This window comes from Virgibacillus salinus, assembly GCF_900102415.1.
GTDB lineage: Bacteria > Bacillota > Bacilli > Bacillales > Amphibacillaceae > Lentibacillus > Lentibacillus subterraneus.
This window is the reverse complement of sequence record NZ_FNKD01000001.1, coordinates 816,870-829,637: the sequence shown is the minus strand read 5'-3', so window position 1 is coordinate 829,637 and position 12,768 is coordinate 816,870. Positions and strand designations below refer to the sequence as shown.

The following is a 12,768-nucleotide window of genomic DNA, read 5'->3' as shown; positions in this document are numbered from 1 at the left end:
CCCTACTCTCTGCTAACGTTATATAATAACCACTGACCAGTAGGATCTACAACTAAGCCTTTAACAGACTCATCGTATGCGGCTGTAACCGTTCCATGTTGCATAACCACCCATGGCGCATCTTTTATGGCCATTACATTCGCTTCATGTAGTTTTTCCTTACGAACTTCCTGATCGACCGTTTCACGTGATTCTTCTACTAATTTATCAAAGGCATCATTACTATATCTGCTAAAGTTTGATGAATCGATATTGTCTGAATGTAGATTTGGATAAAGTAATTCACTTCCATCGGCTGTACTATTGGACCAGCCCAGGAAGGTCATTTCGTAATTACCCTTTCTTCCCGTTTCCAGAAAAGTTGCCCATTCCATTGTTTCAATTTCTACATTTAGACCGATTTCTGTTAACTGAGCCTGCACAATTTCAGCCATCTTCATATAATTATCACGATTCGCTGTTAAAAGTGTTACTTTTTGACCACTATACCCATTTTCCTCTATTAATTGTGAAGCTTTTTCCTTATCATACGGGTAGCTCGCTTCTTTGGCTTTTTCATTATAACCAAACACCTTTGGTCCAATAACGCTCTCGTTATGCGTTCCTAATCCATTTAATTGCTTAACATATGCTTCCTGATTAACTCCGTAAGCAACAGCTTGTCTGAATTTCAATTCATTAAATGGTGCCTTATCCATATTGAACCCTAAATAAGATACACGTGTTCCTTCAGACTTCTGAACTTCAACACCTTTAAGTGACTCGATTCTAGGAAGCTGATCAGATGGTAAAGCATCGATAAATTGGACTTTACCTGTTTCTAGCATTGAAATTGCTGTGGAAGTTTCCGGAACCACCTTAAATGTAACCTTTTCCAATGAAGCGGGATCCTTCCAATAGTCTTCATTTCTCTTTAATGTGATATGGTCTCCTTCTACCCATTCTCCAAATACAAATGGACCAGTTCCTACAGGATCTTTGTTAATATCCCCTTCCTTATCAGCAGTTGGACTAACAATGGCTGCGTTCGTATGGCTTAATGCTGCCAACATTGGACCATAAGGTTTTTCCGTTTTGAGAACTACTGTATATTCATCTCTTACTTCAATGGAAGATATCGGTTCTAGTAGCGATGCTCTTGGTGCCGCTCTTTCAGGATCTTTAATTTGTTCAAACGTATACTTTACTGCTTTAGCATTGAACGGTGTTCCGTCGTGAAATTTAATATCTTCACGAAGATGAATTACCCATGTATTATCATCGGGTGTCTCATATGACTTCGCCAATAACGGCTTTGCTTCCAATGTTTCGGGATCTTGCGTGAATAAAGTTTCATAGATTTGATAAGTAACATTAGATGAAACCGAATCATTCGTGTCAATTGGAGACAAACCAGCAGCATCTGTTGTAGTTGCGTATGTTACTTCGTTTGGCGCTTCACTACTGCTATTTTCTCCACTACTACTTTCACTGCATCCAACTAATGTAATTATTGTTATTAATACAAGCATGAAAAGCTGAAACATTCTTTTACTCATATAAATTCCTCCTCATTTTTTATCCATCTAATTCCATATTAGGATCCAATGCATCCCTTAATCCGTCACCAACGACATTAAATGCAAAGATAGTTAGCATAATAGCTACTCCTGGAATAACTGACATATGTGGAGCGCTCCACATGAAGTCTTGACCCGCTGCTATCATTGCTCCCCATTCAGGTGTTGGCGGTTGTGCTCCAAGTCCTAAGAAACTCAATGCTGATGTAGATAAAATAGCTGTACCCATTCGCATTGTTGCAAACACAATAATTGGTGCTGTGCAGTTTGGCAATATATGTTTTAGTATTATCCTTGCATCACTTGCTCCCAATGACTTCATAGCTAAAATATATTCCTGCTTTTTAATGGATAAGGCACTCCCTCTTACTATCCTTGCGCACCCAGGGATTGACCAAATACTAATTGCAATAATCACATTTACCAGGCTCGTCCCTAACATCGCAATAATTAGCATTGCTAGTAAAATCCCAGGAAATGCAAATAACAAGTCAACAATTCTCATAATTATGCCATCAAGTTTCTTATAGTAACCACCCAGAAGACCTAAAATAAGTCCTCCAATTAACCCTAATATAACGGATGACAACCCCACTACAAGGGAAATCCTGGCACCGTATATTAATCGTGACCACATGTCCCTGCCATAGTTATCAGTTCCAAGTAGGTGACCTTGTTCACCAACCCCAAGCTCCGTCTCACTTAAATTTTGTTCAAACGGACCCTGACTAACGAGCAGAGGTGCAAATACAGCGATAATTATTAGAATTGCAATAATGAAAAGTCCAAAGACTGCTAGCTTATTTTTCAGTAACCGTTTAAAGGTTTTTACGAGATTGCTTTCTCGTTTCCTTGAAGTTGCATTTTTTCCATTTAAAGCCAAATTAGATGGCACCACTTTTCCTCCTCACCGCTAGTTGTACGTTATTCTTGGGTCAATTAGTGCATAAATAATATCTACTATTAAGTTAACTATTACGAAAATTGCAGCTACTAACAGCACGGTACCTTGTACAACAGGGAAGTCCCTTGCTGCAATTGCGTCTATCATTAATCTACCTATACCATTAATTGCAAATACTTGCTCGGTAATGATAGTACCACCCAATAATGCTCCGAAATTTATACCAATAACGGTAACAACTGGTATCATTGCATTTCTCAAAGCATGAATCCAAATTAATGACCAGCGCTTCACACCTTTTGCTTTAGCAGTACGTATATAGTCAGATTTAATTACTTCTAACATCGCTGACCGACTCATACGGGCAATTAAAGCTGCTGAAGCAGTTCCTAATGTAATTGCCGGTAATATCAACTCAACTACACCCTGGAAAGTAAAAATCGAGGAGTTTAAACCTCCTACTGGAAGCCATTGCAGATTAACCGCGAATATAAGTATTAGCATCGTTCCCAGCCAAAAGTTGGGAATAGATACACCCGCCAATGAAAATGTCGTACTGGATATATCAATCCAGGAATTTTGCTTAATGGCTGCGATCATACCTGCAATAATCCCGATAATTATCGCCACGACCATGCTTGCACTAGCAAGTTTTATCGTATTCGGAAATCTAGTTAAAATAGCCTCCGTCACTGATTGTCCTGTTTGGTATGAGTAACCAAAATCACCTTGCAGAATACCACCCAAGTAATCAAAATACTGAACTAAAACTGGTCTATCTAACCCTAAGTCTACTCTGATTGCTTCAAGATCTGAGTTACTTGCTGTAGGTCCACCAATGATGGTTGCAGGATCTCCGGGAGCAATAAACATACTCATAAACACTAAAAATGAGATACCCAACAACAATAAAACTAACTGGAACAGCCTTCTAACTACTAAACCGATCACTTTATCACTCCTCCATTCAATATATATTTAAAGTTGTCAAACTTTTTATTAAATTACTAAAATAGTACATAATTATGAATTGAAAGTCAATAGAATTTCAGACAAAAAGTATAATAAAATGGTGTAACCGATTCCATTAATGACAAATAAATGGTAAAAAAGTTTCATTTTGTATAAAATCAAGCATATTAACTTAGCTAAAAAGTTTTGTTAAAATGTCTATTTTCTGATATTATAAAAAAAGAAATCAAAAAATAGTAATTTTTAGGGGAAGTTAACTATGAAATATGATGATATAGATCGGAAAATTATAGAAGAATTAATTGTCGATGGAAGGTTATCGTATGTAGAGTTAGCTGAGAAGGTAGGTTTCTCACGTGTAGCTGTTAAAGATAGAATTAAGAACCTGAAGGATACTGGAGTAATCGAGAATTTTACTGTTACCATTAACTCAGAAAAGTTCGGGAAAAATGTTTCCGCTTTTTTTGAAGTAGATGTGGAACCAAAGCAGTTACAGAAAGTAGCGCAAAACCTTGCAGATAACCCCAATGTCGCTAGTGTATATCAAATGACTGGTCCCAGCACACTGCATATGCATGTACTTGTGGAGGACTTCAAAATGCTAGAAGTTTTTATTAACAACGAACTATATGCTGTTGAGGGCATAACAAGGGTAGAAAGTTCTATACTATTAAAAAGATTTAAAAGTCGGATAGGATATAAGCTGTAGATTATTAATAAAGCTTGCAAGGGAAACAATCCCCTGCAAGCTTTTAATTATATTGCTAGTAAATTCCTACCTGATCAAATCCACTAGCAACCTCTTCTGCTTCTATACTATCTTCACCATAAATATCTACCGCTGACTGTACGATAGCTGCTCGTGCAACACTAAAATCTGAATCCGGTGTTAAGTAAGTAGTTAATGCACGATAGTAAATATGCCCAAGTTTATCCTTGCCAATTTGCTGACCTATTAGGTATGCAGCATGGTTGGTAATGGACGAGTTAACATGAACACCACCATTATCTACCCAAATTGGCATATGATAGAATTCATCCATATGTTCAGGGTACATTCCGTCACCATATGGGGCTCTAGCGTCAGACACTGCAAATTGGTCTGGATTACTTAAGCTGCGTAATGCAACCCTTCCCTCTTCAATGGAGGCTGGCGCCATAATGTCTTCACCCAATTCCCAATCATCTTCATCGATAAGGGCTCCAAACACATCAGCGAATGACTCATTCAATGCACCTGATTTATTCCGGTAACGTAAATTTGCCGAGTGACTGATCACACCGTGAGTCATCTCATGAGCAGCGACATCAAGACCTGCCGATAGTGGTACCATAAACTCGCCATCCCCGTCACCATAAGTCATCTGACGTCCATTCCAAAAAGCATTATTATAATTGTTGCCAAAGTGAACGTAAGAAACGATAGCCATTCCATTACCGTCAAGGGAGTTACGATCATGTTCATTAAGGTAATAATCATATACAGTTTCTGAATTATAGTGTGCATCTACTGCCGGGTGTTGGTACTCATCCATCCAGGCTTCACTCTTGTTTTCGAAAATATTTCCAGTGTTATAATCATATGTGTAAATACCTTCTAGACTATTATGTGATTCATCATATAACTTAAATGTGGTGCTTTCATCAGGTTGTATTTCCATCGTTGTGTGAAGCTGTCGCTTTGCACCGTGCACCCCTTCGCCTACACCTTTGTGTGCCTTCTTTTCGATTTCATCGGCATGCAATAACGCATTATACTTATCAATGACATCTCCCGATTTGGCATCAACAAATACAAACCAGTTGCCAGGTTTGTCACCAAGGAAATTAACATTAATTTTATAGGCTAGATTACTTTCTCCTTCGAATGAATAAACAACGAGGTCAGAGGTAGGTTTATACGCAAGTTTTTCTGGAGCATTCACTGATGACTTAGCTTGGTGTATAGCTTCGCTGATGTCAACGGAAGGATTGGTGTTAATAACATTACCTTCAACTACTTTATTATGGTTGCCATTTACTGCAACAACCTCATTTTTCTTGTTAAAGTGAACAATTATTTCTGTACCTTCTACAGGCACTCCATTTTTCGTTTGATCAAAGCGAATGTGTGTCATTCCAAGATCATCTTTTTGAACATCTTTAACCTTTAGATTTTCCTCTGGATTCTTAATCCCAAACCTTTTTTCATTTTGCTTCAGGAAATTAACCGCATTTGAGGCATTGCTGTCTTTAAACTTTTTTGCGACTTTTCCCTTAACAAATATAGGGACATTCGCATTTGCATTCCACTTCTTCTCTTCTTGCACACTGCTAAAACTAGAGTCTTGCGGTTTAGCTAACACGTCACTCACTGTGACCGAGCCAATTAATAGCGCTGAAGACAGAACAACAGGAACAATATACTTTTTCTTCAATATTATACCTCCTATTTAATTTGATAGTTTTATTATAGATTAGTAGACCGATAATTTCATGATTAATTAGAATTGTTTTAATTTTATGATAAATGGTTATGTTTACCTAATATGGTTATTGATTAGGGTAATAGAGACTATCTTTTAACTTCATAGAAGTAATAGCAATTTAATCAAAAAAAGCACCATTCAGGCGCTTTTTTTGTCTTTCACTATGTAGTTCATTGCTGCTTCTTCATGATAATTAATTTTCTGTTCAAGCTCATGTTTGAATCTCTCATCAAGACAATCGGAAACAACAGTTGATAATTCCCTCAGTCTTAATTGATGCCAAAAAAACCTACCACGATAGTAAAATTTCTTCAAACATATTCCTGCTTGCAATGCCATAAATCGACGGAGGTCGTATTCGATATCTGGCAAGCATTGTCATCCGACTTTAGCCCCTGTAGTTTTGCGTCATCGCTTTTCAACGATTTTGCCCTTTCGTACAATTTATGTTGTTAGTTGTATTACCGTGTATATAGTCACGGTTTTTAATGATTCTTTATGCCTGTTTATAAAAGCTAATTTCTTTGCGGAGCAAAATAATTCAGGTAAACTGTACGCTAAACTGATATAATTTCTTTACAAGACTCGCTTAAAAAGGAGATAAAAGCATTGATTAATGTTTACACAGATGGGGCATCAAATGGCAACCCGGGAATTAGTGGTGCTGGTGTTTATATAAAAGCAAACGGAAAAATATACGAATATTCATTTCCATTAGGAGAAATGTCTAACCATGAAGCAGAATTTCATGCTGTGTTAAAAGCATTGGAAATTTGCCTGGAAAATTTTCCAGATGAAATACTGTCATTTCGGTCGGATTCAAAGCTAGTAGTAGATACAATTGAAAAAGATTTCACGAAAAATCAAACCTTTCTCCCCTTACTTGAGAAAATTAGAGATAATTCAAGCAGCTTTCCATACTTTTTTATCAAGTGGATACCTGATAAAAATAACTACGCAGATAAATTGGCGAGAAAAGCTATTCAACGGGACGGAGGGTCAGGTTCCTCGTCCCATTAATGCCAATCCCGAGGTCGCCCCTCGCCCCATTAGAAAACTTGGCTTATCGCCAAGCTTTAATATAGATAAGCCTTAGTTGCAATTATGCAGTAAGAAAGTATCTACACTTTCTTACTTGTCAAAAAAGCTGAAATTCCTCCTAAATGGAATTTCGGCTTTTTACATTCATACCCAGAACCCTGGTCCGTTACGCTGGATTCAGTATCCTTTTCAGAAACTGCTTCGTCCGCTCTTCTTTTGGTTCCTTAAGCACTTGACTTGGAGGACCTTGTTCGACGATATAACCTTCATCCATAAACAGGACTTCATCGGATACCTGTTCGGCAAATTGTAATTCGTGGGTTACGACAACCATTGTCCAATTTTCTTTTACCAGGTCTTTGATGACGGATAATACTTCTCCGATTAACTCTGGGTCTAATGCAGAAGTAGGTTCATCAAATAACATCAGTTCAGGTTTAATTGCCAATGCTCGTGCAATACCAACCCGTTGCTGCTGACCGCCGGATAACTGATTTGGGTAAAGATTTGCTTTATCCTTTAACCCTACTTTTGTAAGCAACTCTATTGCCCTGTTTTGCTCCTCTTCCTTCTTACCTCTTTGCACAATAATGGGACCCTCTGTCACATTCTCCAGTGCAGTTTTATGTGGAAAAAGATTATAGGATTGGAACACCATCCCGGACTTTCTTCTCAATTTCAATACATCCCGTTTATGGATTTTGTTGGAAAAATCCAGATTAAAAGAATCATGAAATGAAAAGGTTCCTTCATTTGGCTGTTCCAATGCATTCAGGCAGCGAAGTAGTGTTGTTTTCCCTGAACCTGAAGGACCTATAATTGATAATACTTTTCCTTTTTCGATTGTTAAATTTATGTCTTTCAATACTTCCAACTCTCCAAATGATTTGGTCAAGCCATTCACAGTTAAATACACAGATAATTCACCTTCCTAGGAAGAAATATGACGCTCCAGTCGGGTTTCGATTGCCTGCTGAACAAGTGACAACAGAAAGCAAACAACCCAATATAAAAATGCCGCTTCAATATATATAAGCATGAAATCGTATGTTACAGCCGCAATCTCTTGTGCCTTCCTGAACAACTCCGTGACAAGAATTAACGAAGCAAGCGACGTATCCTTCACCAGACTGATAAACGTATTGGATAACGGTGGCACGGATACCCTTGTCGCTTGAGGAAGAATTATTCGCCTAAGCGCTGTATTTTGGGTCATCCCAATCGTATATGCGGCCTCCCATTGACCCTTTGAAATAGATAAAATAGAAGCACGAATAATTTCTGATGCATATGCCGCTACGTTAATCGAAAATGCAATAACCGCACTTGGAAAAGGGTCAATCGTTACATCAAGACTTGGCAGCCCATAAAACACAATAAATAATTGAACAAGCAAGGGCGTCCCTCTGACTGCCGATACAATTGCAATAGACGGTGCGCGGAGAAATGCTGATTTGGAAAGCCGCATGATGGCAAGCAATAGTGCGAACAATAAGCCAACGGTAAATGCTATTAAAGTAAGCGGGATTGTATATTGAATCCCGCCTAAAATCATTGGAAGCAAAGAGTTTTTGAATAACTCCCAGCCTCCCATCGTTGCATCTATGGTAAATAATATATTACTTGGAAGAAACATCTTCACCAAACCATTCTTTTGCAATTTTAGCTAGTGTGCCATCTTCTTTCATTGCCTTCAATTGTTTATCAACCGCATTAACTAGTTCCTCATTCCCTTTATTAAAAGCAAATGCCGTTTTGGAAGCATCATCCTGTTTGGCAGCAATTTTAATTTGCTCTGATCCCTGCTGCTGGATATAGTCGAGGACGGCGAGTCTGTCATTCACTGTTACATCTGCTCTACTTTGCTTCAGCAATTCAATTGATTGAGCTAAACCTTTAATACTAACGATTTCCGCCCCATTTTCTTTAGCAATCTCTTCAAAGTTACTTGTAAGGGACTGTGCGGACTTTTTCCCTTTTAAATCGTCAAACGAATCAATACTTTCATTATCTTTAGGTGTAACAACCACTGCTGATGAATATGTGTAAGGCACGGAAAAGTCATAGTTCGCCTTACGTTCTTCATTGATTCCTACCTGGTTAGCGATAAGATCAAATCGTTTTGAATTCAAGCCTGCAAACATCGAATCCCATTTTGTTTCCATGAATTCAACGTCAACATCCATTCTATTTGCAACTTCCCGGATGACTTCTACATCATAGCCAGTTAATTTGTCTTCTGCATTATGGAATGTAAACGGAGCATATGTGCCTTCCGTTCCTACAGTAAGAACACCTTTTTCCATAACTTGATCATATAAACTAGCCGTTTTTTCTCCTGATTCATTATCTGCACTGTTATTTTGCTGCTCTTCGCCAGATCCACATGCCGATATAACAGCCACTAAACTTGCCAGTACCAACAAATAAAATAATTTTTTCATATTTATACCCCCAGTAATCTTATCGGAATAATGTCTAATTGATTATAAAGTATCAAACCCAATATGTAAATGAATTGATTTCGAACTTATTTATATACTTACCTAAAACTAGAATTTCATTAACCCGGGACGGAGGGTCAGGTGCTTGTCCCTAATCCTGAAAATGCTATAATGAGGAAAAAATTGGATAGGCACAAGAGGAGGATTATAATGGCAAACCGTAAAGGCATTAAACGTCATGAGTCACTACAACCTCTGTCACGTCACCATATGATTGGGCTGCACTTAGCACTGAAGCTAAAACGAGCTGGAACAGATGAAAGCCGTTTAACAATAGAAGAAATTAAGCAGGAAACCGATCAATTTTGGAATCCAAATGGGCAACAGCATTTTCGAGAAGAAGAGGAATTTCTTTTACCTGCATACGCCCAGTATGCAAAAGTAGATCAGCCGGAGATAATAGAGATGCTTTTGGAACACGTAAAGATACGCGCACAAATGGATAATCTTATCAATGGAGAAGATGTCAGTTTAGATGTCATGCACGAGTTGGGTATACTGTTAGAGGCACATATCCGAAAGGAAGAACGAATGATTTTTCCCATGATAGAAAAAGCATTACCTGAGGACAAGCTTCATGAGCTATCCCCTTATTTGCATTGAGTCATCGGTAGTTGAAAATTCTTTCCGAATAAATAACCACCTCTCTAAAAATGAGGTGGTTACTCTCTTATTCGGATCAACTTAAAAAGCGTCATCTTCCCTAGTTGTCGGATCACTTATTCTATTAGTTGATACAGGAATATCATCGTAGATTTGTGGATCTACATCATTAATCGTTCCATCTGATAGCCCCTTAAACACTTCATAAAGTGGCTTTTTAACAGTTTCTTTAAGCATACCATTTTGTTTTTGGCCCAATGTTTGGGTTTGGCCTTTAATTTCAATTAACATAATAGCAGCATCATTTAGTGCAAATGCTCCTAATGCAGTACCTGGCAGATTTACATCTGGATACTTTTGAATTGCTCCAAAATGTGAGTTACCAGTTTGTAATGTAAGATAAGAAAGTGCGTTTACTTGTTTTCCAAGCTTTAAGACATCCTCATCAACCTCATACTTTTTACCAGAAAAAGGATCTTCATACGATTGTGTCGCTACTACGGCAGCGAGCTGAACAGGAACGGAACGATTGTCCTCGTCTGATAAAGTGTTAAATCCACGGTGGTGAACATCTACAAACACATCAGGCTGAAATTCCTGAAATACAGATGTTACCGTTCTTGACTCAGCTGTTACATAAAAGCCACCGTATCTACTGTTATTGGTAGAGCGACTATTCAGAAAATCAGCAACTTCTGACTTGTCCTGGTCTTCAATATTAAGGTCAAGATTCGGGTTATAGTCCCTATTCTGATCATATCCCGGAATTCCATAAACGATGCGCCCATTGTTATTTTGAGCTCGTTCACTGCCATCCTCATTATAATACCAAGGTGCTAAAGTATCAGCCGGTAATCCTAATGCTTCCGGATCCCAAGTTTGATGCGTATACCTAGTTGGATACCAGCTATCCTCATATTTATTGTCTGCACCTTCCGGATTAATACGTGGCATAATCCATATCGATACATTTTCCAAAATTTCATTTACTTCTTTACCATTTGATGAAAGCTTTTTGATAATATCCAAGGCAGCTTCCGTACTAATTTGTTCATTGCCATGGATTTGTGTCGTAATAAGTACTCGTTTCTTATCTGGATCACTATCACCAAATTTCACAACATGGAGTGGTTCACCCTTGTCCTCCGCTGTACTATATCCATCTGGTGATAGATTTGAATAACCTGCTATATCAAGCTTCATTTTTCCATTAGAGTTTCTTTCCAGTTTCTGGAGTTTTTTGTATAATTCCTCATTACTCATATAGCTAGAAAGCGAAATGTTTTGTTCGTTTTCGACGTAAGGGCCATTAGGACGAGATTGCGGGTCTGCAGTAACACTTGATGAGAAGACTAATGTGAATACAAACGTGATAGGAATTGCTAACTTGATTAACTTCTTCATGTCTATTCCTCCTAAGTGATTTGATAGTTTAATTATAGAGTAATAGACTTATATTTTCATGATTAATTAGAATTGTTTTAATTTTATAACAAATAGTAGTGTTCACCTAGTTAACTGTTAAATACAGGTAAAATAGACTATAAAATCCATATTGTACGGAAATTCATATAAAAGTATTGTCTTCGAATTCATAAAGAATTTGGAAGGCAGGGGGATTGGGGCAATGAGAGGCTGGTAGATGCGGGACGAGGAACCTGACCCTACGTCCCTCTCCTCTTCATCAACATATACTCTACAGCACCTGTTCCAATAAACACACCGCTCAAAATCAAGATAAATCCAACTATGTGATTCATCGTAATTACTTCATTTAAAAAGATAGATGCTCCGGTGATCGCAAAAAGTGTGTTCATATTGATAAATAGGGCTGCTTCTGCTGGTCCTACTTTTTTTATGGCATAATTATATGTCATATGGCCAAACGCTGATGCAAAAACTGCACTGAACAAAAAGACCGCTCCCAGCTTCCAATCAAACAGATAGGTAATCTCCTGAATTTCTGAACCAAAAGCCTGGCTCAATATAAAAATAAAAACCGAGCCAAGTAAAAGCATGTAACCAGTTGCCAGACGTGGATCAAATGTCGGTTTCAGTTTGCTAATCAGAACAAAACTAAACCCCTGAACGATAACTCCCAAAAACACGATGAAGTCACCTAATGAAATAGCAGCCAATCCATCAGCACCTGTCAATGTTGTTACGACCACTCCAATAAATCCTAAAATGAATCCAGAGACCCTGAGCCACGTAACACGCTCACGCAAAATGATTACAGTCATCATCACGGTAACCAGAGGCATCATCCCTAAAATCAACCCCCCGTTTATACCCGATGTCAAATCTAGACCAATCGCAACAAACGAATGATGTAAAACGACATTAAAAATGGCTATGTAAAAAATGACCAGCCACTCATGCTTGCGAGGTAACCTGAATATCCCCATCACAGCACAAATTATCAGCACAACAACCCCGGCAGTCATAATTCTAAAAGACGTCAACAGCATCGGGTCAATTGCATCAACAAGCACCTTCAGCGCCGATAGATTTAACCCCCACATTAACATTACCAGTAATAATAAAATATATATTTTAACCATAAAACTCTTCACCTAATTCCACAGTTGATTCTTCTACTCTACAATACTACCAGGGAACTGTCACGGGACAGTGGGGTCAGGTCCCTTGTCCCCCCCATTTCTATCACTGGGACAAGGTTCCTGTCCCCAGCGTCCCAGTCCAAGCAAAAAGCC

At 38.2% G+C, this 12,768-nt stretch carries 13 protein-coding genes and 1 riboswitch; of the genes, 3 read left to right on the top strand and 10 right to left on the bottom strand.

The genetic code is table 11. The features are described from left to right. Positions 1–2 precede the first annotated feature (2 nt). The 3 genes from BLS02_RS03980 to BLS02_RS03970 are packed head-to-tail and all read right to left on the bottom strand — an operon-like array spanning position 3 to position 3,414. Entirely contained in the window at positions 3–1,538 is a 1,536-nt protein-coding gene (locus BLS02_RS03980; protein ID WP_092491660.1) for a glutathione ABC transporter substrate-binding protein, read from the bottom strand. Between the two features lie 19 nt (positions 1,539–1,557). Further along, positions 1,558–2,454, bottom strand: coding sequence for an ABC transporter permease (locus BLS02_RS03975; RefSeq protein WP_092491659.1), 897 nt, complete (start codon positions 2,452–2,454; stop codon positions 1,558–1,560). Positions 2,455–2,472: 18 nt separating this feature from the next. Next, a complete protein-coding gene (locus BLS02_RS03970; RefSeq protein WP_092491658.1) occupies positions 2,473–3,414 on the bottom strand; it encodes an ABC transporter permease in 942 nt (313 codons plus the stop codon). A gap of 280 nt (positions 3,415–3,694) precedes the next feature. Here BLS02_RS03970 and BLS02_RS03965 point away from each other — a divergent pair, with 280 nt between their 5' ends. Continuing rightward, positions 3,695–4,144 (top strand): Lrp/AsnC family transcriptional regulator, encoded by a 450-nt coding sequence (locus tag BLS02_RS03965; protein ID WP_092491657.1) that lies wholly within the window; start codon positions 3,695–3,697, stop codon positions 4,142–4,144. A gap of 55 nt (positions 4,145–4,199) precedes the next feature. On the opposite strand, the gene BLS02_RS03960 is transcribed toward BLS02_RS03965, so the two are convergent. Beyond that, on the bottom strand, positions 4,200–5,852 hold the full coding sequence (locus BLS02_RS03960) for a M4 family metallopeptidase (RefSeq protein WP_092491656.1): 1,653 nt from the start codon (positions 5,850–5,852) through the stop codon (positions 4,200–4,202). Between the two features lie 189 nt (positions 5,853–6,041). Then, complete coding sequence (locus tag BLS02_RS18730) at positions 6,042–6,275, bottom strand: hypothetical protein (RefSeq protein WP_139180764.1); 234 nt, start codon at positions 6,273–6,275, stop codon at positions 6,042–6,044. Further along, a riboswitch (cyclic di-GMP riboswitch) is annotated at positions 6,261–6,345 on the bottom strand. (Overlaps the previous gene by 15 nt.) A gap of 167 nt (positions 6,346–6,512) precedes the next feature. On the opposite strand from BLS02_RS18730, the gene BLS02_RS03955 reads away from it, so the two are divergent. Then, on the top strand, positions 6,513–6,923 hold the full coding sequence (locus BLS02_RS03955; RefSeq protein WP_092491655.1) for a ribonuclease HI family protein: 411 nt from the start codon (positions 6,513–6,515) through the stop codon (positions 6,921–6,923). Between the two features lie 187 nt (positions 6,924–7,110). Here BLS02_RS03955 and BLS02_RS03950 read toward each other — a convergent pair whose 3' ends face one another. The 3 genes from BLS02_RS03950 to BLS02_RS03940 are packed head-to-tail and all read right to left on the bottom strand — an operon-like array spanning position 7,111 to position 9,388. After that, positions 7,111–7,860 carry an amino acid ABC transporter ATP-binding protein gene (locus BLS02_RS03950; RefSeq protein ID WP_092491654.1) on the bottom strand — a complete coding sequence of 250 codons (750 nt, stop codon included), beginning with the start codon at positions 7,858–7,860 and terminating at the stop codon, positions 7,111–7,113. A 15-nt stretch (positions 7,861–7,875) separates the two neighbouring features. Further along, complete coding sequence (locus BLS02_RS03945) at positions 7,876–8,580, bottom strand: amino acid ABC transporter permease (protein WP_092491653.1); 705 nt, start codon at positions 8,578–8,580, stop codon at positions 7,876–7,878. After that, complete coding sequence (locus BLS02_RS03940) at positions 8,564–9,388, bottom strand: amino acid ABC transporter substrate-binding protein (protein WP_092491652.1); 825 nt, start codon at positions 9,386–9,388, stop codon at positions 8,564–8,566. The genes BLS02_RS03945 and BLS02_RS03940 overlap by 17 nt, the downstream gene beginning before the upstream one ends. 210 nt (positions 9,389–9,598) lie before the next feature. Here BLS02_RS03940 and BLS02_RS03935 point away from each other — a divergent pair, with 210 nt between their 5' ends. Further along, complete coding sequence (locus BLS02_RS03935) at positions 9,599–10,051, top strand: hemerythrin domain-containing protein (protein WP_254788714.1); 453 nt, start codon at positions 9,599–9,601, stop codon at positions 10,049–10,051. An 81-nt stretch (positions 10,052–10,132) separates the two neighbouring features. On the opposite strand, the gene BLS02_RS03930 is transcribed toward BLS02_RS03935, so the two are convergent. Together BLS02_RS03930 and BLS02_RS03925 are read right to left on the bottom strand one after the other, a co-directional pair. Beyond that, complete coding sequence (locus BLS02_RS03930; protein ID WP_092491651.1) at positions 10,133–11,455, bottom strand: M14 family zinc carboxypeptidase; 1,323 nt, start codon at positions 11,453–11,455, stop codon at positions 10,133–10,135. A 260-nt stretch (positions 11,456–11,715) separates the two neighbouring features. Then, the gene (locus BLS02_RS03925) at positions 11,716–12,615 is read right to left on the bottom strand and encodes a DMT family transporter (RefSeq protein ID WP_092491650.1); all 900 of its coding nucleotides are present in this window, start codon (positions 12,613–12,615) and stop codon (positions 11,716–11,718) included. Between the last annotated feature and the right edge of the window lie 153 nt (positions 12,616–12,768).